This window comes from Weissella soli (assembly GCF_001761545.1).
In the GTDB taxonomy this organism is placed as follows: Bacteria; Bacillota; Bacilli; order Lactobacillales; family Lactobacillaceae; genus Weissella; species Weissella soli.
On sequence record NZ_CP017326.1, the window covers coordinates 443,426 to 467,742 of the forward strand.

Genomic DNA, 24,317 nt, shown 5'->3' on the forward strand with positions numbered 1-24,317 from the left:
AGAATGTAGGTACTTAAGGGAGTAAGGAGAATTCCAATGTTAGAACTTGATGGTGAAATGTATCCAGTGCGGGTCCGGTGGTTATGGTTATTACACCGAGCTATGATCACGGTTGGCTTAATGATTGGTGCAGGAATTTGGGCATTTTGTGCAAAATCATTCTTTAAATTACCGGCGCTATGGGTTTTTGGACCAATGGTGGTCGTAATTTTTATAGGTATCCTGATGGCGTTGGTGGTGGTTTATGAATACCAATTCAGACGATATCAAATCACGACTGATTTTGTGTCACTGCAGGAAGGGTTATTCTTCCGGACCGATCGAACAATTCCCATCAACCGCATTCAGAACGTCGATTTGTCGCAGGGGCCATTTGGGCGGTGGTTGGATTTGCAATCGGTCAATATTTTTACCGCAGGGTCAGGCGCATCGATCGACAGCGTGACTTCAAAAGAAGCTGAACAGTTACGTAATCTGTTGATTGCGGCGGCTCGAAAGGCACGGGAAGACAATGAACGATGAGCAAGTGATTATTCCAGAACAGCGTTTGTCACCATGGCATATCCTCCTTCAATTATTTGAAAACATCAAAAATGTCATCATCATTGTTTTAGGCGGTATTTTTGGTGCCGCGGATCATGCCGATGTTTTATGGCTCATTATTGGGGGACTTTTACTTAGCCTGATTGGTTGGTCAGTGGTGCAGTATTTCAATCAAAAATACCTCATGACGAGTACCACGATTATCATCAAAACAGGGGTGTTTATTAAGAAGAGCGTGCATATTCCTTTGGAGAAGGTTCAGGGGGTCAATTTACAGCAAAACCTGCTTCTGCAGATCATCAATCATTATGATTTGTTGATTGATACTGCAGGACAGAATAATGGGAATGCTGGGACCATCAAAACCTTGCCTTTGGCGCAAGCTGAGATGATTAAAAACACGATTTATCGTATCCAGAATCAAACGCACACCGTCATTGAACCAGAGGTGCTATATCCCCGCACGGCCGATAATATATATGTGATTGCTATCACCGATTTAGTGAAGTACGCCTTGACCGGGTTGGGGCCCTTGTCAGTCTTGATATCAATCATCGCGGTTCAAGATATCGTTAGTCGGGTTGTGCCAGATAAAGTCACCGAGCACCTATTAACTTCAGTTGGTCATATGGGCGTGATCATGGGTTTGATGTTTGCCTCGGTCGGGTTACTGATTGCCTTGGTCGTTGATTTCTTACGTGAGTTTAACCGCTACTATGGTTTCACGCTCATGAAAAAACAAAATACTCTCTCAACAGAGGCCGGGTTGGTTGGTCACCGCACTGCACAAATCCAATTGCGGCGGTTACAAACCATTTATACCTCGCGTAAGCCATTGCGACGGTTACTAAATTTAGCAACTTTTCGTGCTGATACGGCCACCACTGCTGGGGCGGGGAATGATACACCTGATGACGCCGCTGGGGTGATCACTTTAATGCCGGTGGTTAAATATCAATCAGCTTGGGGGATGATTGGCAGATTTATCGGTGAAACTAATTTTGAGCGTGATTTAGCCTGGGTACGACCGGTATCACAAGCTGCCTTTCTCCGCTGGCGATTTATCATCTCCTGGGGACTGGTCGTCGTGATAACAGGTGGTTTGGGAATGGTTTGGTTCATTAGGTTGCCGGTATCCTTGGTAGTGCGTTTTGGCATCGGTATAGGGTTGCTACTTATGGCTTGGGTAGTCTATCAGTGGTTTGTTACTCATTTACAAGCCAATGATAGTCGCGTCGCAATCGATATTGTGGAGCAAGAGCTATTAATTAGCCAGACAAAAGGGCTAACGAACCAGGAATTTATCATTCCGACGAAATTTATTCAATCATATACATTGAGTCAATCAATCTGGTTAGCAAAACGCCAGCTTGTGCATCTTCAAATTCGTGTTCGGCGTGGGGATAGTTGGCGAGATATTCGTAATTTATATCTACCAATGCAAGCTGCAATGCAGTTAAAACAACAATTAAATGGATTATTGCATGATTAGTCACCATTCAAAATCAGGTTTGTTCGAGGTCGTTTAGATTGCGCAATGTTAGCACTAGTTTGACCAAATTAGGTTTAGCTTAATTAATGTTAATTTGTTATACTTAATAGCATAGTGATTACGAATGGAGTACCGTTATGTACGAATACTTAAATGGCATCATCACGGTCATTGAACCAACTTATATCGTGGTTGAAGTCGGTGGTGTGGGCTATCGTATTACGGTTGCCAACCCGTATGCTTTTCCAGAGAATGCATTAGAGCGTGTCTACGTACAACAAATCGTGCGCCAAGACGACATTACCTTGTACGGCTTTTTGTCGAGTGAAGAGAAGTTACTCTTCCAAAAGTTGCTGCAAGTATCTGGAATCGGGCCAAAGAGTGCCTTAGCTATTTTGGCCAACGATGACCATACCGGGTTAGTCAATGCGATTGCAGCGGGCGACGTCAACTTCTTGGTGAAGTTCCCAGGGGTTGGGAAAAAGACGGCACAACAGATGGTTTTGGATCTCCAAAATAAATTGGGTGAACTACCCTTTAATGGCATGCCAATTGTCGAGCCAACACCAACTACTAATTCAGGTAATCCAGCTTTGGATGATGCATTGGAAGCCTTGCAAGCGTTGGGCTATGCGGCTAAAGAAGTGACCCGCATTGGCAAGCTCTTGGCAGCGGGTGAGCAAATGGAGACAGCAGACTATGTTTCGGCTGGCCTGCGCTTACTGATGTAACTTAGCGCAAATAGACAAATAATGCTAAAATAGACCAAGTGTAAATAACGTTTGGTCTATTTTTGACCAGAAATTGAGGGTGTGCGATGGCAGAGAATATGTTGAACAACGAACCATTGGATATGAATGAAGAAATCATTGAAAAAAGTCTGCGTCCTGCCCACCTATCACAATACATTGGCCAAGCACCACTGAAAGAACGTTTGTCGGTATACATTGAAGCGGCGAAGCGTCGTGAAGAGCCGTTGGACCACGTCCTGTTATATGGTCCGCCAGGTCTGGGTAAAACCACGTTAGCGATGGTGATTGCTAATGAAATGGGGGTCCGGATACGCACAACGACTGGCCCAGCGATTGAGAAACAGGGTGACCTGTTGGCGTTGCTGAACGAGTTGCAGCCAGGTGATGTCTTATTTATTGATGAAATTCACCGGTTACCAAAAACGGTTGAAGAAATGCTTTATTCAGCGATGGAAGATTTTTTCGTGGATATCATCGTTGGTGAAGGACCAACTTCCCGACCAGTCCATTTTCCGTTGCCGCCATTTACTTTGATTGGGGCGACAACCCGGGCAGGGATGTTGTCACAACCACTACGCGATCGTTTTGGCATTCTCGAACACATGACCTACTATACGCCAACAGAGTTAGCGGATATTGTGCTACGATCAGCAGATATCTTTGGGATCTCGATTGAAGGTGTCGGGGCCCTGGAATTAGCTCGACGTTCACATGGTACGCCACGTATTGCCAATCGTTTGCTCAAGCGCGTGCGGGATTTTGCGATGGTCAAAGACCAGACGGCTATTGATATTGATATGGTCGATTACGCGTTAGATTTGCTAAAAATCGATCGTGAAGGTCTCGACCAAATCGATCGCAAAATTTTAACAACCATGATTGACTATTACGCAGGCGGACCGGTGGGTGTGAAAACGATTGCGGCAAATATTGGGGAAGAGATTGATACGATTGAGTCTATGTATGAACCTTATTTGCTACAGATCGGGTTCTTACAACGCACACCACGTGGTCGCGTGGTGACGGCAGCCGCCTATGCACACTTGAACATACCCTATACAGAAAGTGATTAAGAGAGATTATGACTGAACAGAACTACCAACTATCAGATTTTGATTATGATTTGCCACAAGAATTGATTGCACAAACACCATTGAAGCAACGTGATGCGTCACGACTATTGGTGTTGAACGCCTTGACTGGCGAATATGAAGACAAGCATTTTTATGACATTTTGGATTATGTCCAACCCGGTGATGCGATTGTGATGAACAACTCACGTGTGTTACCAGCGCGCTTACATGGTACGCGACCTGAGACTGGTGGTCACGTTGAGGTTTTGATGTTACGACAGGATCATGGGGATGTTTGGGAAGTTTTGCTTAAGCCGGCGCGTAAGTACCATATTGGCCAAGAAATTTCTTTTGGTAATGGTGAATTAACGGCGACGGTTGTCGGTGAATTGGAACATGGTGGTCGCTATGTCGAGTTCCATTATGAAGGGATCTTCCTCGAAATTTTGGAATCTTTGGGTGAAATGCCATTGCCACCATACATTAAAGAGAAATTAGAAGACCAAGAGCGTTACCAAACCGTTTATTCAAAGGTCAATGGCTCTGCCGCAGCGCCAACGGCGGGCTTGCACTGGACGCCTGAATTGTTAAAGGCAGTTGAAGACAAGGGTGTGAAGTTAGTTGAATTAACTTTGCACGTTGGCTTAGGAACCTTCCGCCCCGTTGAAGAAGAAAATATTGAAGATCACAAGATGCATTCTGAGTTTTATCAATTAACGCAAGCTGCCGCCGATACTTTGAATGAAGTACGCCAAAATGGTGGTCGCATCATCGCCACGGGTACAACGTCCATTCGCACGTTGGAAACGATCGGGTCAAAGTTCGATGGTGAATTGCAAGAAGATTCCGGTTGGACGGATATCTTTATCAAGCCGGGTTACCAGTGGACAATTGTTGATGCCTTTATCACAAATTTCCACTTGCCAAAGTCAACATTAGTGATGTTAGTCGCCGCCTTTACCGGTCGCGAGCGCATCTTGAATGCCTATCAACATGCTGTGGCCGAAAAGTATCGTTTCTTCTCATTCGGCGATGCCATGTTTATTCACAAATAGCAGAGGAATTAATTAAAAATGCGTCAATTTAGCGAATTTGATCGATATTTATTGGAGAAATTTCCAATTAAAGAAGAGTATCTTAATGACCCCGACCGACCATTAATTTATGAGTTACTACATGTCGAAAAGCATACCGGTACTCGTTTGGGTCGTATCTACACCCGGCATGGGATTGTGCACACGCCGATGTTTATGCCCGTTGGTACCCAGGCCTCAGTGAAGAATGTATCACCACGTGATTTGGAAGAAATCAATGCCCAGTTTATTTTGTCAAACACTTACCATCTGTGGGTGCGTCCTGGTGATGATTTAATTGCTGAAGCGGGTGGTCTACACAAATTTATGCAGTGGGATGGTCCCATTTTGACTGACTCAGGCGGTTTCCAAGTTTGGTCATTATCAAAAAACAACAAAATTTCTGAAGAAGGCGTGACCTTTAAAAATCACGTTGATGGTGCAGAGATGTTCCTGTCTCCAGAGGTAGCCATGCGTATTCAAAATAATCTCGGTTCAGACATCATGATGCAACTTGATGAAGCTATTCCTTATTTTGAATCATACGAATATGTTCAAAATTCAGTTGAGCGGACTACGCGTTGGGCCGAACGTGCCAAGGCAGCCCATGCGCGTCCCAAAGACCAGTCCTTATTTGGCATCGTGCAAGGCGCCGGTTTTAAGGAATTACGTAAGTTATCCGCTGAAGGACTCGTTGCGTTGGATTTGCCAGGATACGCCGTGGGTGGTTTATCAGTTGGTGAATCAAAGGAAGAAATGAACCGGGTCTTGGACTTCACGATGCCATTATTACCCGCCGACAAGCCCCGGTACTTGATGGGCGTGGCTGCGCCAGATTCATTGTTTGATTCAGCGATGCGCGGTATTGATATGTTTGACTCAGTCTTACCAACACGCATTGGTCGTAATGGTACCTTGATGACGGATAACGGCCGAATTGTTATTACTAATGGTAAATTTGCGCGCGACTTTTCATTAATCGATGAACATACCGATGATTTCGGCTCACAGCACTTCACCAAAGCCTATTTGCACCACTTGTTCAAGGCAAACGAGTTGTATGCCCAAAATATTGCCAGTGTTCACAATCTCCGTTACCTTTTGAAGTTAATGGAAGATATGCGTAAGTCGATTCTGGAAGATAACTTTTTGGAATTCCGAGCTGAAGTCTTGGAAAAGTATGGTTATAACAAACCTAACGCGCGGTTATTCTAAAAAGTTCACATTTCATGTGAATATCTTGTTACAATTTAAGTATGTTCACTAAAAATTAGTGTTATCACGAAAGGATTTTTCAAAATGAGCCAGATTTTAATTATTGTTATTTTCATCGCTGCTATGTACTTCATGATGATTCGGCCCCAACAAAAGCAAGCTAAGCAACGGCAACAAATGTTAGCGCAAATCCAAAAGGGTACCAAGGTGGTTACCATTGGTGGGTTGCATGGTATTGTTGATTCACTTGATGAGAAGATCGTTGTCTTAGACGTCGAAGGTGTTTACTTGACGTTTGATCGCTCTGCTATTCGCACGGTGGTCCCAACTGAAACGACTCCAGTAGTTACTCCTGCAGCTGCTGAAGCCACTGAACCAGTTGTTGAAGAAGTTGTTGAAGACAAAGATGTCAACGTTAAGTAAGTATGGCTAGCTGCGTTGGTGGCTTGCACATCCAACACAGTAAAATAACCAAGTTACCGCAAAGGTGACTTGGTTATTTAGTTAAGGATGCTTGATTGGCGTGATGGTGGCCACCAAGCATGCTATCATGCCGTTTAATCAGTAATAGCAGATTGAGGAAAAGAAAATGCGTCAAATAACACAACACGGTACAGCGATTGAACTAGCTTTTGATCAGGCAGGGCTACCGGGGTATGCCATCACGGCAGCCACTGAGGTGGTGATTCCCTCGGTCCTCAGTAATCAGTTTTTGAAGGGGTTGAACATCTTAACCGTTGGGAAACAGTTGAAGGGGTTACGTGATAACCCAGCTTTGCAAACTGTCCTTGCACCTGTGACAGTGCCTACGGGAATTACCATTACGACGAGTGATGAGGAGTACATCACGTTGGTGAATGCCGATGCCTTTGTGCAACATAAGCGCTTGTTGCTGGCTAATCCCGTCGTTTCAGGTGAAAATATTGAAGTCCAGTTTATCAACCTAGGTCTTAAAGATATCAAAATCAAGGCGGGTGACGTGATTGCCACTGCGATCATTAATCAGGCAGTACGCTAACCATTGATCCAATCAGTGGTCCTACGACAGTTAATTGCATAGTTGCATGCGTGGCATCTTGGAGATTTTCCGGGATGTCACCTTTCTTTCTCAGGCACACTGATGACATAATGGGGCCACCAATGGACACGGTTGCCTGGGTTAATACTTTATAAATTCACAAGGCAGGGGCACGTGTGTTAAAATCATAAACGGTTTTAATGAACGATTTTGGATATAATGTACAGTAAACTTAAAGTTGAAAAGAGATTGAGATGACAAAGATTGCAGTGCTGGTGGATAGCTCCAGCAATTTAACGGCTACTGAAGTGGCTGAACTAGAAGTATTCATGGTTAACGCCCCCATTATGGCCGGGGAATCCGTTTACCATGAGAATGAGTCATGGGCCGAGTTGGGCGCCTTCTATGATTTGCAACGCACGAGTACCGTCCCATTGACAACATCGCAAATCGAACCCGGCATTTGGTTGGAAAAGTTCGATGAAATTGCGGCTGCTGGCTACACGGATGTGTTTGTAGTGACCATTTCGAGTGGGGTGTCTGGGACATTTGATACAGTCCAAAGCCTGGCTCAGACCGTTGATACCATTCACGTCCATGCCTGGGATTCAAAGATCGCAGCCGCTGGTGCTGGTAATCAAGCCCGTTTAGCAGCTAAGATGGCCTTGGCTGGACACACGGTCGCTGAAATTAGTGCCGCCTTGACAGAGTTACGTGCTAGTACCCAAGTTTTGTTTGTGGTGGATGATATCAAACATTTACAACGTACAGGCCGAATCTCTGGGGGCACGGCGCTGATTGGGTCTTTGTTAAATATCAAGCCACTTTTGACATTTGAAGACGGCAAAATCATTGCGATCGGTCAGGAACGCATGATGAAACGGGCTTGGATGCACATCAAGCGTGATTTCGACCAAGCCATCAAAACAGCCACGACACCTTTACTTGTCTCGGTGATTGATGCTAATAACGGGGCCTTAGCCGATCAGTGGGCGGCAGAAATTGAAGCGACTTATCCGCATGAGCAAGTGCGCGTCGTACGCGGACCGATTGGACCATACATCAGTGTCCACACTGGTGAAAAGGCCATGGGTTTCATTTGGTCAGCAGATTTGTTGGCTGATTAAGCTGGCCTAGGCTGTTGTTTATTATGCAGACGCCTACAATAGTTGGTATACTTAATGTGAAATTACCCCAGACAAAAGCGAAACGAGAAATGATATGAAATTATTAGTAATTGGTGGTTCTGATGCCGGTATCATGGTTGCTTTACGGGCTCGTGAATTGGACCCAAGTACTGAAGTGACAATGATGATGGCCGATGCTTACCCTAATTTGTCAATTTGTGGGCTACCATATGCGTTGTCAGGTGAAGTGCCAGATTGGCAAGCACTGCGTCACCGCACGATTGAGGAAATTGCCGCCACCGGGTTGACGATGGTTCCAGATACGACCGCAAAGAGCATTGATGTGGCCCAACATACCGTGACAGCCATTGATGCTAATGGTGAGGAACAGGTGTTTGCCTATGACAAACTCGTCGTGGGGACTGGGGCACGCCCAAAGGCCGGCAAGATTGCCAATGTTGATCGGGATGATGTGTTTGAGTTGCACAGTATGGCCACTTTTTTCCGCTTGCAAACAGCGATTGCCCAACGACATGCGCAACACGTGGCTATTGTTGGTGCTGGGTATATCGGGATTGAAATGGCTGAAACCTTTGTGAGGTTGGGAATCGAAGTGGCTTTGTATCAACGCGGTCCAGAAGTTCTGTCAACCGTCGACCCTGATATGGGCTACACTGTCCATGAATTGCTGACTAGTCATGGGGTGGCGGTTCACACCAATGTTGCCATCATTGATACGGAAGATTTGTTTAATGCCGGTCATGACTTGGTTTTGGTGGTGACGGGTGTACAACCAAATTCAGAAATCTTGGCTACTGCCGGGGCGGCTGTGGATGACAAAGGGCGGGTCATTGTTGATGACATGATGCAGACTAATCTACCAGACATTTATGCGGCGGGTGATTTGATCCAAACTAAACATGTTTTATTGGGACAAACCTATTTGCCACTTGGTACGACGGCACATAAGCAGGGGCGCATTGCTGGTGAAAATGCTTTGGGTGCTAGTCGCCATTTTAAGGGTATCGTTGGTAGCCAAGTGATGCGCTTATTTGATAAGGTGATTGCCCGGACAGGGATTTTGGAAACCGAAGCAAGTGCCGCTGGCTTTGCCCCATTTGCTAATACCATCATCGTTGATGATCATAAGGCCTATATTCCTGGGGCTACAAAGTTGAAAATCAAGATTATCGGTGACCGGCAGACACATCGTCTGTTAGGGGCACAAGTGATTGGCGAATATGGTAGTGAAGTGGCTAAGCGAAGTGACCTCTATGCAACAGCCATTCAACAGGGGATGACCGTGGAAGAATTCAGTGATTATGACTTGTCATATTCACCACCAATTGCGGCACCGTGGGATGCTGTCCAACAAGCGACCCAGGCTTGGGAAACAGCCCTACGCAACAGTACACTATAATAATTTAAAACCGATTGAGATGAATAAATCTCAGTCGGTTTTTTTGATTAATTAATTTTTACAATGATTTTGAGACAAAAGACCGGGTTCAATCGTTATTATTAGTGTCACCAAATCACGGTGACATGTCACACTCAGCATGGCCATGGTGAGCAAAAATTGTAAATATAATAGGAGAATAACGATGGCAGTAAAAGTAACCACAGCACGGTTCAAACACGTGAATCATGATGAAACAGGTGCCGAAAAGGATGTAGTCGCAATCCGCTCACTGACGTTGGCACCGGATGTCACAGAAGCCAATGTGCTTGAACTCGCCGCAACTTTGAATGAGCTTGAATTAATTCCAATTAATCGAATTGAACTTGTTTCAACGATGGTCTTAAACGTGGAGGGTGTAAAATAATGACAGAATTCGCATTAGATTTCAAGTTTTTGGGTGTTTCGGGTGATATTCATTGGAAGATGACCAATGTCAAGGAAGGTATTTTGCCAGCCAAGGCGGAAGATTTTGGTAAGAAAATGGCAAGTTACCCGTTCATTGTTACCAGTAATGGTAAGCGACGTTTCGAAGCTTTCAAGGGGGTTGATTTGATCGCCACCAGTGAAACAACACTGATTGCAACAACCGCATAAAAAAATTCATCATCAGCCTGCCCTCAATGTAGGTAACGGTGGCCCTGACAATATTGTCAGGGTTTTTTAGTCGTATGAACTTAGTCCTTGCGTTAAACTATGGTTTAACTGATAGACTGTAGTTCATAGATGAGTTTTGGAGGGTGCCATGCAACGATACACAATGCAAGAAGTCAGCGAATACTTTCAGATTCCAACATCGACGATTCGTTTTTACGATAAACAAGGCTTATTACCTTTAGTTGAACGGAATGCAACTGGGCAACGGGTATTCCCGCCAGTGCAAATGGATTTACTGCAATTGATTATCCATTTGAAAGAGACGGATATGTCTTTGCGCGATATTCAAAAATACATGCAACTGGTGCAAGCCGGTGATCGTACGGCCAAAGATCGCTTAGCCATCTTAACCGCCCATCACGCAGAAGTTGAAGCCCAAATCAAAAGACGTCAACAGGCCCTCCACCATATCGAACAAAAAATCGCACGCTACTCAGATACGGTGAATGAGCTAACCGCTGGCAAAGCACCATTATCATTCGAGCAACGCTTACAAAATGAGGAGAATTAACGATGAAGAAAGCATTGATTACAGGTGCCAATAAAGGGATTGGTTTTGAAATTGCCAAGCAGTTAAAGGCTGCCGGGTATGAAATTTTTATTGGTGCTCGGAACGCAAACCGCGGTCAAGAAGCAGCAACGGTTTTAGGTGGTCAGTATGTCCCCGTGGATTTGAATGATCTGCACAATTTAGCCGAGATTCAACAAGCGGTGGGCACGCTGGATTTGCTCGTGAACAACGCTGGTATTCCAGGTGATATGCATAAATCAGGGTTAGACTTTTCGGATCGTGAATTGCGTGAAACGATGGAAGTGAATTTCTTTGGTACGCATCAATTGATAGATGGCCTCCGGACGAATTTAGCTGCAGATGGCGTTATCATCAACGTCACAATTCCTGTCACACCGAAAGCCTACTTTAGCCCACTAGCATATCAAACAAGTAAGGCCGCCCAAAACGTACTGACGATGAATTATGGTATGGCCTTTGCGCAAAGTGGCAGTCAACGACGCATCTGGGGCTTCATGCCCGGCGCGGTCGCCACTGATTTGAATGGTCTAGCTGCCGGCGGTTTTGTGAAAACACCGGCAGCAGCGGCGGCACTGATTGTCGCCACGCTATCAGATGGACAAAATCATAACGGTAAGCTGGTTAATTGGGATGGCAGCGAAATTGCCGCCTATGAAGTAGATTTCAACCAACTATCAGTTCAGGGTTAAGGAGAAAATGATGTTAGTCAGTTATCAAGCATTACAAGCAGGCTTCAATCAAAGTGTCCCCGGGGCACTGCGGTTAACAGATACTTCGGTAGATACGGTTACAGTCGGGGATGCTTTGGCTACAATGACGGTGTTTAAACGTGGCGATGAAGTGACCAAAATTATCATTGAGACAGTTGCGACTGATGAGGCCATTCATGCAACCTTTTATCAGTTATTTGTGAAAGGACTCGAAGGTGGGATGCATTGGTCATCCAGCAATTATTATCATGCGATGATGGCCACATTAGCTGATCATGGCGCACATACGGGTGTGAATGAGTTAGGTATCCGTGCAGAACATGTCTATCAAGCACATGATCGGATCGTAGTAACGATTACTAGATGATTGCTACAGTTTTTCAATACAAAGGATAATCCAAAGACCGCGATGTCATATCGGGGCTTTTTTTGATTACCAAGCAGCTATGGTATATCGATTATCTTGCATTTTCATGATAAACTGAAAATGCCAAGTGCATTAAATTACATTATAGGGTAGGAAAAAATATGAAAATCGGGTTAATTTTTGCAATTATTTTAGGTTTAATCGGGCTAGGATTTTTAGCACTCAATCCGTTTATCGGGGTGATTATTCTTTTTGTCGCAGCCATAATTGGGTATATTGGGCTCAAGTAAACTTAGTAAAGGGATTATTAAATGTTCGAATTAGCTAATAAGAAAAGATCATCAAAGCGTTCATCTTTGCAAAAAACCAAGATCATCTTGATTATAGTAGTTGTTAGTTTTATTGCAGGATTATTAATTGGTGGCTATTGGGCTAGAAGTATGTATGTGGCTGGGCAGTCATCATCAACTAAAATCTATCAAACAGAACGCGATTCATATACCTCTATTAAGTCACTAGAAAAGGTGCACGAAGTAGTATTTGTAACGGCTGGGATTCAAGATGTGGAACGCCGGGTAAATAGCACTAAATTGCTATGGACTAAACTGAATATTCCACTTAGTAAAAAACAAGTTATTTTGATTCTTAATTATGAAGCTAAATTTGGTATAGATAAAAGTGTTCAGCTACAAAAAGATGGTAATACCATCCACGTTACAGTGCCAAAGTTCAAAGTGATTGGTGTTAAACCTGATGAAAAAATTGCTTACCAAGTATTTGATTCATCAGGCCAATTATTAAGTGGTTCGACAAAAGATATCGACACGGGTAAGGTAGTCGTTGAACAACTGTCAACTAAGAAGCAAGAAAAGTACTTGAAGCATTATGATAAATTGCTTAAAGAGTCAGCGACAAATTACTACCAATCAGTAATTCATGCCATTGATAAGAAGTATCAAGTCAAAGTTACCTTTGCAAAATAAATTCACAAAAAAAACATCCTCCTAATAGGCAGATTGCCAAATACATTTATTAGGAGTAGGTTTTATGAACACTACAGATTTAGACGCATTGCTGGATAGCGCAAATTCAGCTCTTTCATTAGCTACGGACGTAACGCAACTGACGTCAGAACTCACCAAGCAGTTAAGCAGCATGGATAAAGTGTATACTGAAGCGCTGAATACATTGGCTGACAATATCTCAAATAATTATGTCACGTTAAATCATTTTGAGACGGCTATGAATAACATTAGCCTATGGTTGATGTTCTTAATGGCTTGGAACCTGATTTTGACTATCGTATTAATTGTGGGTGCAGTTAAGCGCCGGCGTGCATTGAAGAAAAGCAATTAAATTCTGGATGAATAATTGTCATAAGCAATCGGAGAAATCTGATTGCTTTTTCTTTTTCTCTTCAAATAAAAGCAGCATACCATCACTGTTGATCCGATATACTAGTTGATCAAGGAGATCAACATGGAACGTTTTGTAGATAATCACTGGCCTAAGGTCGACCCACATGAAGTTTTGGAACTACGTTTAAGTTCTGATATGCAGTGTGTCACACCTTGTATGCCACTGAGGAATGTCAGTGCAGTGTGGTACATCGGCGAAACAACACCAGTTTTTGGCAAGCGTGCGCCAAAAGCATTTGTACAGGTGAATCGTCAGCAAGATGCAGTTGCCAATTTAATGCGGGTATTGCAAATCAAAGCGCCTGTCCCAGCCGTGCACGGGCAGAGTTGTTGGTGGTCTGTTGGCAGCCATCTTGAAAAATCAACAGCATGGCTAAATGTTACGCAGATTGTTACTGTGCAACCAGCCACCGCACGCACGACCCGCATTGGCTTCATCGATGGGTGGTCGATTGAAGTGGCCTTGCAACAAAGTACCGTGATGCGTCGTTTGCAGGAAATTAAGGTGCTGATGTGGCACTATACGGGTAGTGAAATATTGAGGTCTATTCCGTGGCCAACGGCGATGACGTTTCAATTATCACCCAGCCAGCAAAATATCTGGCGCCAACTTAATTTGATTTGTGAGTTGGGCCAGGTTGCCAGGGGAATTAACGATGATGAACTAAGAGAGTATTTAGCGGTTGTAGCGCAATCCATTCATGATGCACCGATTAAGTTCAGACCGAATACCGTTTATGCGGATTGGTATTTGAGATAGCCTAATAATACGCAGTATTCCATGCAGAATAACATATCATCACAGGAACCTGACTTGAATGAAAAGGTGTCATCAGGGTAGATAGACATCTGAAAAACTATTCTGAACTAACCTAGTAGCCAACCTGACATGCAAAAGTACATGCCATAGGATACTTGATGCGTACGAATAGGAGGATTCATGATGGATGAACGAGTCAAGGAATTTGAACAAATTTTGCATGGTGTGTTGAGGCGTGCGGGCATTTGGAAAACCAACTTGTATTACGACGATTATTTACAAGACTTGCGCATTGCGGTTTTGCAACAATTGCGCGCAGAGCCAGATTTAAAAGCGGAGCAAAATCCTGCGTTGTTCAAATGGTTGCATTGGCGTTTACGAGATTTACAGCGTGGTTATCAGCGCCGAGAAGCTCGGGAATGCGCAATGACAGTAGCTATTGAGGAGGCCCAGGTGGCAGGTGATGAATTTGGGCGATCAGAGCTTTACGTGACCCTAGGTCAATTACGAACACGGTTGGCAGATGATTGCCAGATGGTCAATTTAATTTCAGATATCATGGCATTTCCAGACGATGCCTTAGCTGAACGAGCACCCCGAATTGGTGTTTCACGGGCGACTGCCTACCGAATGCAGGGCGTGTTGCGAGGATATCTGTTGAATGGAAAGGTTGAATAATAAAGTAATGTTCATTTCGATCTTGATCCAAGTTGCAAATCTGATCAATAATGAGATCTATTTTGATTAAAAGTTTGCAACTACAGGGGATCCAAGACATGCTTAACCAACCAACCAACCAACCAACCAACCAACCAACCAACCAACCAACCAACCAACCAACCAACCAACCAACTAGGTGAAGTCCGTCCATTTATCAAATGGGTCGGCGGGAAAAGGCAACTCTTACCAGAATTGGCGAAATACGTTCCAGAGAAATTTGGAACGTATTTTGAGCCATTTATCGGGGGAGGTGCCTTTTTTCTTGCATTACATCCAGCTAAAGCAGTTATCAATGATTTTAATCCTGAATTGGTTAACGCCTGGAAAATAGTGAAAGAATTTCCTGAAGAATTGTTAAGCAAGTTGTCGGAACATGCTAGCAAAAATACAAAAGAATACTATCTAGATATTCGGCTTACAGACCGAGATGGTCGTCTTGAGAATATGACGGAAATTGAAAGAGCAGCGCGGTTTATCTACATGCTGAAAACTGGGTTTAATGGGCTTTGGCGGATGAATAAGAAGGGGCAAAATAATGTCCCTTATGGCAGTTATAAGAATCCTAACATTGCTGATACTCAAACGATTCGACAGGTATCAACTTTTTTGAATTCTATTCAACTTGAGATGCGATCTGGCGATTTTTCTAAGGCTGTGGCGGGAGTGAGTACAGGTGATTTTGTATATTTTGATCCACCATATATTCCATTAACTGAAACAAGTAGTTTTACCAGCTATTCGGCCGAGTTCGGCTATGCAGAACAACTTCGACTACGTGATTTAGTCAAAACATTGCATCAATCAGGTGTTTACGTGATGTTATCGAATTCGGATGTACCGCAAATTTATGAATTGTATGGAGATATTCCAGGAATTCATATTCATCAGGTGACCGCTCAAAGAAGTGTAGGCGCAAAAGCGAATTCACGCGGTAAGGTTGGTGAAGTGATTGTGACAAACGTGGGGTAGGCATATGGTTAGGGGATTAAAAAATGAGGTGTGGACAGCATTCCTAGAGAGTGATCCAACGTTTTATGAAAAGCTAAATCAAAAAGAATTAATCGAGTTCACGGCTAAAGAAGTGAATATGATTTCGAAAGAATTACGCGGTCCAGATTTTCGTAATCTATCTAAGTTTGATAAGCGTGAAGATTTACCAGATATTTTTATTGAACAACAAATCAACATTATGCCTCTCTCAACGTCAAAGTACATTATTGGGAATATGGAAGAGTATGCTGAGTTTAAAGGTGGTCAACCTGACTCACTACATCAATATAAAGTCCCGGAGTTACTTACATTGCAGGGTAAGGTCACCAATTGGAATGAAAATAGTTGGATAAGTGCGGCCATAGCAGTTGGTGGTTTTCAAAATGCATTCGATGAGACGGAATTAGTCAGAACACTGAATGGTCGGATGGGTGGCGGCCGGTGGCAATTCAATATTGCTAGCGTTACGAAGGATTACGTCAACTCCATCATTTTGGATAATCCGCAAATTGAAATTGATGCCATTTTAGAATCGGGAAAAGCAATTTATGTTATTGAAGCCAAACGTGTGAAAGAATCGAATTTTTTGGTTCGACAGCTTTATTTTCCATATCGTAAATTACTGTCGGATCTTAAAATTTGGAATAAGCCGATTTATCCAGTATTCTTTGAGATAGATTCTGCTGCACAGTACGCTCGAATTAGAGTCTTTGAATTTGTTGATGCCTCAAGCTACAACAGTATTAATGAAGTCAAACGATTTGAATTTCAACTAATTGATAATGAGGTTACTGATGCTACTAAGGACGGTTTGTTAGCATTTGCGCAACATGTTGAAACACGGCAGACGCCTGCAGAGTTATTTCCACAAGCAAATGATATGAGTAAAATCATTACTTTGTTGGTTGAACTCGGAAAAACCCCGATGAAAAATTCTGACATCGCGGTGATGTTTGGGTTTGATCCTAGACAGTCCGATTATTATGGTAATTTTTTGTTGTATTTTAATTTGGTACAAAAAAATATTGAAGGCGAGTTTGAACTTTCTCTAGTCGGGAGGCAGGTCGCTTCGCTTTCTGGAGTTTCGAGAAATTTAGCCATTGTCCATGAAATTTTTCATACGAGATTGTTTAATCGAGTTGGGCAAGCGTATTTGAAAGGACACAAAATGAATGGACATGAAATTGTGGCGATGATGCGTGATGAGCATTTACAATTAAGCGAGTCAACAATGAAACGCAGGGCTTCTACGGTAGTGGCGATGATGGAGTGGATGTTGCTACAAGTTACTGATTAACGCTTAGCAAATTTGATAAGCTAAAATATGGTAGTTGATTAATCGTTTTTGAAATTGGTATGAAAATATTTGATCTAACAATTATAAAATGCTCTTGCTCTGTGCTGGACTCAAAAGCTGACAAACCAACAGTATAATACGGCAACACCGAAAGATAATTGAATAATGTTAACCTTCATTACATATTTTTGAAAACGCTTTCATTACTGCCGGTTAGAATGTATAATTAGCACACAAGAGTAATTGGGGGTGTTAATCATGGAGATATTAGGCATAGATGTTGGTGGGACAACCATCAAGGCAGCGTTAGTTAGTGACACTGGTGAAATTAGGCAAGCTAGTAAGGTGACCATACCCACGATTGATGAGCGCGATGCCGTGATTAACACCATTGTTGATTTGGTAGCTCAGTTTCCGACTGCTGAAAAAGTAGGCGTTTCTTTTCCTGGGGTTATTCAGGGTAAGGGTTATTTGCGCACGGCTGGTGCGTTACGGTCGATGTTTAAAATTGATTTGTATGCAGAGCTGACACAACTTATTACGAAGCCCTTGGCGATCTTAAATGACGCCAATGCCGCAACGTTGGCCGAACAAGCGGTCGGCGATGCTAAGGATGTCGATAATTATATTTTATTTGCGCTAGGGACCGGTGTCGGTGGTGGCTTGGTCATTAATGGACAGCTTTATGCCGGCAAGCATGGGATGGCCGGTGAGTTTGGTTTCCAGTCAATGAATCCATATCATGAGACCAACGAAATGGATTATTCGTTATCATTTGAGGGGTCATTGGTGTTTGGCTTGATTCGTAATTATGAACTAGCAACTGGTCGCAATGTTAACCGGGATGCTAAGCAGGTCTTTGAAGCAGCTGAGGCTGGGGATGCCGTGGCCGCTAGTGTCGTGGAACGTTTTTATCTCAGCTTAGCGCATGGCATCTTGAACGCCGTGATGATGATTGATCCTGAGTTGATCCTAATTGCTGGGGGAGTGACAAACCGGAGCACATTTTTGGAAGAATTGCTCACAACATTAGACATTGTGATGAGTGATTTGTTGCGTTATCAAGATATTGAGTTACCACCGATTAAATTAGCCAAAATGAAGGCCGATGCGGGGATCGTTGGGGCGGCGCAATATGCCAAGACCACGCTTTAATTAATAAAGAGGTCATATGACGTGACTGTCCTGACCAGGGTTTTTGCATATTTAAACAATTTTGTTGACAATACATTAAACGACGGTTAAAGTAAGTATCATAAATTAGTTACGAACAGACGAGTAGGTAGTATTTCTTGCACAGAGAGTCGCGCTGAAATTGGGAAGCGATCAAGGAAACTATACGAACCACACCTGCGATTAACTGGTATAGAGACTATATCCGGGTCATTCCGTTATGAATGGGCCACCTGTAGACGTACAGGGGCATGAGTGTCAGGAGAGTAATCCCTGGCAAAATTGAGGTGGAACCACGAGTAATCGTCCTCAGCGTATCAAATATGATGCACTGAGGATTTTTTTGTGTTTAAAACAGCAAGATTTCGTGGTTCTGGTATGACTATTAGCATAAATTACAATGCGATTTGAAAGAGAAAGTGAGTATGAGTATGGAATATGTGATGACCATTTTACCCAGCATGTTATCAGGATTAAAGATGACGGCGGGGGTATTTATCTTAACAATTATTGGGGCTTTGCCTTTGGGCGTGATCGTTTCGATGGCGTTACGTTCTGAAATTTATTTACTACGTTGGTTAACGAATGGCTACATTTGGATCATGCGTGGGACACCATTATTACTACAAATCGTGTTTGTCTACTATGGTTTGAGCCTGGCCCATATCGCAACCTTCCCACGTTTTGAAGCTGCTATTTTTACATTTATTCTCAATTATGCTGCTTACTTTGCGGAAATTTTCCGTGGTGGATTGCAGAGCGTCCCTCAAGGTCAATACGATGGTGCTAAGGTGCTAGGGTTATCACAGTTCCAGACGATGCGAAAGATTGTTTTGCCACAAGTCGTCAAGATCGTCATGCCTTCCGTGGGTAATGAAGTCGTGAATTTGGTAAAGGATACATCACTGGTATATGTTATTGGGTTGGCAGACTTGATGCGTGCCGGTAATATTGCAGCCTCCCGAGATGTGACCTTAGTACCATATCTGATGGTTGGGGTGCTCTACCTCGTACTGACAATATTTGCCACAGTGATCATGCGTCGCGTTGAAACAAACTTGAACTATTACAAGTAAGGAGCTGGATTTATGTTAGAAATTAATGCTTTAACAAAAGCCTATGATGCGCGTGTGATTTTTGAAGATGTGAATTTGACCGTTGCCAATGGTGAAGTCCTAACGATTGTCGGGCCTTCAGGTATCGGTAAAACGACTTTTCTACGGATCATTGCTGGTTTATTGCCAGCTGATGCGGGGGCCATCACTTTAGATGGCTCAAACTTAGATATCACGGGCAACCGCACGGGTGCTGATGGTGCCAAGGTTGGTGTCATCTTCCAGGATTTCAATTTATTTCCACAATACACGGTGCGCGAGAATATCACTTTGGCACCCATCAATGTGGCCAAGTTGGACAAGCAGGTGGCCTTGGCCGAAGCCGATCAATTGATTGCTGATCTGGGTCTGACAACCCAAGCTGATTTATATCCATACCAATTGTCAGGTGGTCAAAAACAACGCGTGGCGATTGCCCGTGCTTTGGCGATGAAGCCTGGTATTTTGGCCTACGATGAGCCTACATCAGGTTTAGATGCAGAATCGACAGCGCGCGTGATTGAAGTAATTAATCAATTAAAGCAACAAGGCGTGACCCAACTGGTCGTAACGCACGATTTGCCATTCGCAGAAGCTGTTTCAGATCGCAAGTTTGATTTTGCGACCGATGTAAAGCGGGGTTAGTTATATGAAGAAAATCAATTGGCGTAAACAAATTATTGGTAACAGTATCGTGTTAGCAGTTGTGGTGGCTTTAATCGGATTAATCTGGTTCCGCGCATCTGCTAATCAGGATACCTGGGCCAAGACCACGGCGGATAAGACGGTCGTGGTTGGATTAGATGACACCTACGTACCCATGGGCTTCCGTGATAAGAACGGCAAGTTGGTCGGTTATGACGTTGATTTAGCGCGGGCGACGTTCAAGAAATTGGGCTTGAAAGTTAAATTCCAACCAATTGACTGGTCAATGAAGGAAACGGAACTCAAGACCGGTCACATCGACATGATTTGGAATGGGTACACAATCACCGCCCAACGTGCGAAAAAGGTGGCCTTCTCAACGCCTTATCACAAGGACCGCCAAGTACTAGTCTCAATGGTTTCCTCACAGATTAAGCAGACTTCTGACATGAAGGGATTGACGCTTGGGTTGCAAACGGGTTCCGCTGGTGCCAGTGAATATAACCAATACAAGTCAGTTTTGAAAGATCAAGTTAAGGATGCAGTACAATATGACACCTTTGATAAGGCGCTGAATGACTTGCAGGTTGGCCGGATTGATGCCGTTTTGATTGATAGTGATTATGCTGGTTACTATGTCTCTCACGAAAAGAATCCATCAGATTTCAAAATCACCACGATTAAGGAATTCCCACAAGATGAGTATGGGGTTGGCTTCCGTAAGGGTGACGCCACCCTGCGTGCGAAGGTTAATAAGCAGCTTGCCAAGTTCCAAAAAGATGGCACCATTGATGATATTTCAAAGAAGTATTTTGGTACCAAGAACAACGATTAATTTGATAAAAAATTAAAACCAGTGCGCAGCTTCAGTTGTGCACTGGTTTTTTGCATGTATCGCTGATGAGATGTGTTTAGCTGGTTCACTGCAATTGAGAAACCGCCTATGCTAAAATGGATAGAAACTGAATTTGAAAGTGAGTAGGGCAATGAGAATTAAAGTTCCCATGACAACGGCCGATTTGGGTCCAGGTGTTGATTCATTAGGCCTAGCATTGAATCGGTATTTAACGGTTGAGGTTGGTCCACTGGCCACGGATTGGCACGTTGAACACAACTTAGGTGCCACGATTCCCAGTGATGACACGAACTATATTGTGGCGGTTGCCACCAAGCTAGCCCCCGATTTGCAGCCCCATAGCTTAACCGTACAGTCAGAGATCCCCTTGCAGTCGGGGTTAGGATCGTCGACAGCGGCTTTAGTAGCGGGTATTGAGTTGGCGAATCAACTGGGTAATTTACAGCTGGATGATTACACGAAATTGGTCCTAGCAACCCGGACAGAAGGACATCCAGGGCATGTGTTACCAGCCATTTTAGGTGGCGCAACGGTGGGGTATTTTGCACAAGGTGAGTTATATGCGTCAGGTGTGGTAGTGCCAGATTATCGTGTATTGATTTATAAACCAACAGAGTCATTAACCCATGCGCGCGCAATGGTAAATGGTCCGGCAGCGACGATGTTATTAGCGGCTTGGCAGAATGGTCAGGTAGCCTTAGCAGGACGCTTAATTGAGGCGACTGAGGTAACCACGCCTGCATTGGAGCGGGTGCGCCAGGCAACCCATGCGTTGGATATTTACGGGACCTATCTGGCGGACACGCGTGGGACAGTCATGGTTTTAGTACCGGCTGATATGGTGACTGATCTCACCGATGTGTTAGGACATATGGATGATTTGACGGGTACCTACGAAGTGGTAGAGATCGCCCCACAAGGACTGGTTGTCGAGTAGCGTGTGTGGAGCTAGTGAATTTTATAAGATGGAAGTAAGTTTAAAATGACTATGAAAACAATCCTCGCCGTGGGCCTTGGTGGCATTATCGGTGGTGGTTTACGAGAATTAATCGAATTAGTAATGGCGAATGCAGCCCCAGTAGGCACAATCATGATTAACCTAACGGGGACTTTTCTATCAGCTTTAGCCGTTGTGTTAATCGCTGGCAATTTGCAACAAGTCACCCAAGTAACGAGTGATTTTGTCTTAGTAGGGATCCTTGGCGCCTTTACAACTTATTCATCAATGTTGTTAGAGATGGTGAAGTATCCAATCGGGGTGGCGCTGGCTGAGGTCAGCATTAGTATCATTGGTGGTGTGATCGCCGTCTTCTTGGCGCGTTGGCTTGGTGGAAAGTTGGTGAAAAACGGATGATGGTACAGGTTGTCATGGCTGGTGGTGGTGCGTTTTTTGGCTCGATTGGCCGATACGCGTTACTACAATGGGCACCAAAATGGTTTGGCAAAGCCAGCAAGTGGATGGTGATGGTCATCAATCTTTCGGCGGCTTTCCTGATTGGTTTAGCCTATGGTCTCAAGCTAGGAGATGTCGCGAGTGCTTTTTGGATGGCCGGCATTTTAGGGGGCTATTCGACTTTTTCAGCACCGATTGTCGAATTGGTCGATGCGTTGCAAGCACCGAGTGAGCTACCAGTAGTGGTTGGAAAAACAGTTCTGGCATTTGCTGGGGGACTACCGGTGTTAATGGCTGGTATCTGGGTGGCACAAAACTTATAATAGAGATATACATTTGATGATCTCTAACATATTGAGAGGGGGACGAATGTATAACACATTCGTCTTTTTTGGAAGGGGCCAATATGGATAACGTTATTGAAAATAAGCGGCGAGCAGGTGAATATGCCGCGACACTCGTTGAAGATGGCATGGTGATCGGCTTAGGAACAGGGAGTACTGTCCGTTATTTTGTCGAAGCGTTGGCTCGGCGTGTGCGTGAAGAGGGATTGGATGTCCTGGGATTCGTCACTTCAGGACGAACCGCGGCGTTGGCTGAACAACTCGGGATTCGAATTCATCAAGGTGACAGTATTATTCCGATTGATTTGACCGTGGATGGGGCGGATTCAGTGGATGCCGAACTCAACGGGATCAAAGGTGGCGGGGCCGCGTTGCTCTTTGAAAAGATTATCGCGACCAATTCGAAACGCAATATTTGGGTCGTTGATGAATCAAAGTTACATGAACGCTTATGGAATTTTCCGGTGCCCGTGGAGGTCGTCCCTTATGGCAGTTTCTCCTTGCTGCGGCGCTTTGAACAGCATGGTTATCAACCAACCATGCGGATGGCCAGTGATGGTGTCCCAATTGCCACGGATGCGGGGCACTACATCATTGATTTACACATTGAAGATCATCCGAATCCACAAGCCCTGGCGACTGAATTAAAGCAAACGGTCGGGGTGGTGGATCATGGATTATTTCTAAATATTGCCGATGCCGTGATCGTCGGTGGCACAGAGTTGCGCGTAGTAAAGAAAGTTACTACGATTCAAGAGGAGGTTATCAAATGATTGGTGTACTAAATTTTAAGAACTTAGTCGATTTTGAGCAGCAGTTGCAGTTTTTGGATGATTTGTCACATGAAGCGGTGGATTTTGAACTGTATGTGGCGCCGACATTGCCGGTTGCCAGTCAGTATGATAATTTCAAAATTGTCAGTCAGAATTTGACTATTCCAACACGGACGGTCGGTGAAATTTCACCCAGTGTGTTGCATCATTTAAACATTGATACCAGTTTTATCGGTCATCTTGAACGGCGTAAGTCATTAAATGAAGGTTTATTGATTGTTCGTGAACGTCTCGCGAACGCGTTGGCCAATAATATTCGACCAATCTTGTCGGTTGGACAATACAGTGATATTCGTTTGGTGGTCGAGGAATTGGACACCTTATTGCATGCACAACCGTTGGCTGGTCGACCAATCATCTTGGCGTATGAGTCACTGGCTTCCACAGAACTGGGCAAGGCTTTGTATTCCATTGATGAATTACGTGATGTGCATAACAATATTCGTCGGTATATGGCTCAAAATCAGCCTGAGGTCGAGTACAAATTTATTGTGGGTGGTCATATGGATGAAGTCGGTGCGCCAATTGCCCATGCGTTAGGTTATGATGGTGTGTTGATTGGGGATCGCTATCATGACGTAAGCGCATTCAAACCTGTCTTAACGGCGTTAAATCAATTAGCATAAAGCAGAATTTTACGACACAATCATGTAACAATGAGAGCAAATCAAGGCTGATTTGCTCTTTTTTGACGACTTAGGACCAATATTATAGAAATCATCCGAACATTAAGAAGTGTTAAAGATGCATTAGACCGGGGCTCTGGCGGTGACTGC

The 24,317-nt window shown here is 44.0% G+C and carries 30 protein-coding genes; all 30 read left to right on the forward strand.

The annotated features are described in order from the left end of the window. The first annotated feature begins 36 nt into the window (after positions 1-36). On the forward strand, positions 37-522 hold the full coding sequence (locus WSWS_RS02085) for a PH domain-containing protein (RefSeq protein ID WP_070229704.1): 486 nt from the start codon (positions 37-39) through the stop codon (positions 520-522). Further along, positions 512-2,035, forward strand: coding sequence for a PH domain-containing protein (locus tag WSWS_RS02090; RefSeq protein WP_070229705.1), 1,524 nt, complete (start codon positions 512-514; stop codon positions 2,033-2,035). Before WSWS_RS02085 ends, WSWS_RS02090 begins: the two co-directional genes overlap by 11 nt. Positions 2,036-2,172: 137 nt before the next feature. Then, positions 2,173-2,766 (forward strand): Holliday junction branch migration protein RuvA, encoded by a 594-nt coding sequence (gene ruvA, locus WSWS_RS02095; RefSeq protein WP_070229706.1) that lies wholly within the window; start codon positions 2,173-2,175, stop codon positions 2,764-2,766. 86 nt (positions 2,767-2,852) lie between these two features. Then, the gene (ruvB, locus tag WSWS_RS02100) at positions 2,853-3,860 is read left to right on the forward strand and encodes a Holliday junction branch migration DNA helicase RuvB (protein WP_070229707.1); all 1,008 of its coding nucleotides are present in this window, start codon (positions 2,853-2,855) and stop codon (positions 3,858-3,860) included. An 8-nt stretch (positions 3,861-3,868) separates the two neighbouring features. Continuing rightward, complete coding sequence (gene queA, locus WSWS_RS02105) at positions 3,869-4,915, forward strand: tRNA preQ1(34) S-adenosylmethionine ribosyltransferase-isomerase QueA (RefSeq protein WP_070229708.1); 1,047 nt, start codon at positions 3,869-3,871, stop codon at positions 4,913-4,915. Between the two features lie 18 nt (positions 4,916-4,933). Further along, positions 4,934-6,148: a tRNA guanosine(34) transglycosylase Tgt gene (gene tgt, locus WSWS_RS02110; protein WP_114981092.1), complete on the forward strand. Its 1,215-nt coding sequence runs from the start codon at positions 4,934-4,936 to the stop codon at positions 6,146-6,148. Positions 6,149-6,232: 84 nt separating this feature from the next. Further along, positions 6,233-6,571, forward strand: a complete 339-nt coding sequence (gene yajC / locus WSWS_RS02115; protein ID WP_070229709.1) for a preprotein translocase subunit YajC — start codon at positions 6,233-6,235, stop codon at positions 6,569-6,571. 166 nt (positions 6,572-6,737) lie between these two features. Further along, the gene (locus tag WSWS_RS02120) at positions 6,738-7,166 is read left to right on the forward strand and encodes a hypothetical protein (protein WP_070229710.1); all 429 of its coding nucleotides are present in this window, start codon (positions 6,738-6,740) and stop codon (positions 7,164-7,166) included. A gap of 254 nt (positions 7,167-7,420) precedes the next feature. Then, positions 7,421-8,293 carry a DegV family protein gene (locus WSWS_RS02125; protein WP_070229711.1) on the forward strand — a complete coding sequence of 291 codons (873 nt, stop codon included), beginning with the start codon at positions 7,421-7,423 and terminating at the stop codon, positions 8,291-8,293. Between the two features lie 94 nt (positions 8,294-8,387). Further along, on the forward strand, positions 8,388-9,713 hold the full coding sequence (locus WSWS_RS02130) for an FAD-dependent oxidoreductase (RefSeq protein WP_070229712.1): 1,326 nt from the start codon (positions 8,388-8,390) through the stop codon (positions 9,711-9,713). A gap of 184 nt (positions 9,714-9,897) precedes the next feature. Further along, a complete protein-coding gene (locus WSWS_RS02135; protein WP_070229713.1) occupies positions 9,898-10,119 on the forward strand; it encodes a hypothetical protein in 222 nt (73 codons plus the stop codon). Continuing rightward, entirely contained in the window at positions 10,119-10,349 is a 231-nt protein-coding gene (locus WSWS_RS02140) for a hypothetical protein (RefSeq protein WP_070229714.1), read from the forward strand. Before WSWS_RS02135 ends, WSWS_RS02140 begins: the two co-directional genes overlap by 1 nt. Before the next feature lie 148 nt (positions 10,350-10,497). After that, positions 10,498-10,920 carry a MerR family transcriptional regulator gene (locus tag WSWS_RS02145; protein WP_070229715.1) on the forward strand — a complete coding sequence of 141 codons (423 nt, stop codon included), beginning with the start codon at positions 10,498-10,500 and terminating at the stop codon, positions 10,918-10,920. Between the two features lie 2 nt (positions 10,921-10,922). Beyond that, complete coding sequence (locus tag WSWS_RS02150; protein WP_070229716.1) at positions 10,923-11,630, forward strand: SDR family NAD(P)-dependent oxidoreductase; 708 nt, start codon at positions 10,923-10,925, stop codon at positions 11,628-11,630. Between the two features lie 10 nt (positions 11,631-11,640). Next, a complete protein-coding gene (locus tag WSWS_RS02155) occupies positions 11,641-12,018 on the forward strand; it encodes a hypothetical protein (RefSeq protein WP_070229717.1) in 378 nt (125 codons plus the stop codon). A gap of 311 nt (positions 12,019-12,329) precedes the next feature. Then, positions 12,330-13,001, forward strand: coding sequence for a DUF4230 domain-containing protein (locus WSWS_RS02160; RefSeq protein ID WP_070229718.1), 672 nt, complete (start codon positions 12,330-12,332; stop codon positions 12,999-13,001). Between the two features lie 64 nt (positions 13,002-13,065). Then, complete coding sequence (locus WSWS_RS02165) at positions 13,066-13,374, forward strand: hypothetical protein (protein WP_070229719.1); 309 nt, start codon at positions 13,066-13,068, stop codon at positions 13,372-13,374. Positions 13,375-13,497: 123 nt separating this feature from the next. Then, positions 13,498-14,196 carry a hypothetical protein gene (locus WSWS_RS02170; protein WP_070229720.1) on the forward strand — a complete coding sequence of 233 codons (699 nt, stop codon included), beginning with the start codon at positions 13,498-13,500 and terminating at the stop codon, positions 14,194-14,196. Between the two features lie 183 nt (positions 14,197-14,379). Continuing rightward, positions 14,380-14,874 (forward strand): hypothetical protein, encoded by a 495-nt coding sequence (locus WSWS_RS08105; protein WP_114981093.1) that lies wholly within the window; start codon positions 14,380-14,382, stop codon positions 14,872-14,874. Positions 14,875-15,108: 234 nt separating this feature from the next. After that, positions 15,109-15,885 carry a DNA adenine methylase gene (locus WSWS_RS02180; RefSeq protein ID WP_237342597.1) on the forward strand — a complete coding sequence of 259 codons (777 nt, stop codon included), beginning with the start codon at positions 15,109-15,111 and terminating at the stop codon, positions 15,883-15,885. Between the two features lie 4 nt (positions 15,886-15,889). Next, positions 15,890-17,203: a type II restriction enzyme gene (locus WSWS_RS02185; protein ID WP_070229723.1), complete on the forward strand. Its 1,314-nt coding sequence runs from the start codon at positions 15,890-15,892 to the stop codon at positions 17,201-17,203. A gap of 258 nt (positions 17,204-17,461) precedes the next feature. Further along, complete coding sequence (locus WSWS_RS02190) at positions 17,462-18,358, forward strand: ROK family protein (RefSeq protein WP_070229724.1); 897 nt, start codon at positions 17,462-17,464, stop codon at positions 18,356-18,358. Positions 18,359-18,807: 449 nt separating this feature from the next. Continuing rightward, on the forward strand, positions 18,808-19,452 hold the full coding sequence (locus WSWS_RS02195; RefSeq protein WP_070230806.1) for an amino acid ABC transporter permease: 645 nt from the start codon (positions 18,808-18,810) through the stop codon (positions 19,450-19,452). Between the two features lie 12 nt (positions 19,453-19,464). Continuing rightward, positions 19,465-20,115, forward strand: a complete 651-nt coding sequence (locus WSWS_RS02200) for an amino acid ABC transporter ATP-binding protein (RefSeq protein ID WP_070229725.1) — start codon at positions 19,465-19,467, stop codon at positions 20,113-20,115. Positions 20,116-20,119: 4 nt separating this feature from the next. Continuing rightward, on the forward strand, positions 20,120-20,950 hold the full coding sequence (locus tag WSWS_RS02205; protein WP_070229726.1) for an amino acid ABC transporter substrate-binding protein: 831 nt from the start codon (positions 20,120-20,122) through the stop codon (positions 20,948-20,950). A 151-nt stretch (positions 20,951-21,101) separates the two neighbouring features. Then, positions 21,102-21,908, forward strand: coding sequence for a GHMP family kinase ATP-binding protein (locus WSWS_RS02210; protein WP_070229727.1), 807 nt, complete (start codon positions 21,102-21,104; stop codon positions 21,906-21,908). 45 nt (positions 21,909-21,953) lie between these two features. Then, entirely contained in the window at positions 21,954-22,325 is a 372-nt protein-coding gene (locus WSWS_RS02215) for a fluoride efflux transporter FluC (protein ID WP_070229728.1), read from the forward strand. Further along, entirely contained in the window at positions 22,322-22,687 is a 366-nt protein-coding gene (locus WSWS_RS02220) for a fluoride efflux transporter FluC (RefSeq protein ID WP_070229729.1), read from the forward strand. Before WSWS_RS02215 ends, WSWS_RS02220 begins: the two co-directional genes overlap by 4 nt. Before the next feature lie 83 nt (positions 22,688-22,770). Beyond that, positions 22,771-23,481: a ribose-5-phosphate isomerase RpiA gene (gene rpiA / locus WSWS_RS02225; protein ID WP_070229730.1), complete on the forward strand. Its 711-nt coding sequence runs from the start codon at positions 22,771-22,773 to the stop codon at positions 23,479-23,481. Continuing rightward, positions 23,478-24,167, forward strand: coding sequence for a triose-phosphate isomerase (locus WSWS_RS02230; protein WP_070229731.1), 690 nt, complete (start codon positions 23,478-23,480; stop codon positions 24,165-24,167). The genes rpiA and WSWS_RS02230 overlap by 4 nt, the downstream gene beginning before the upstream one ends. The last annotated feature ends 150 nt before the right edge of the window (positions 24,168-24,317 follow it).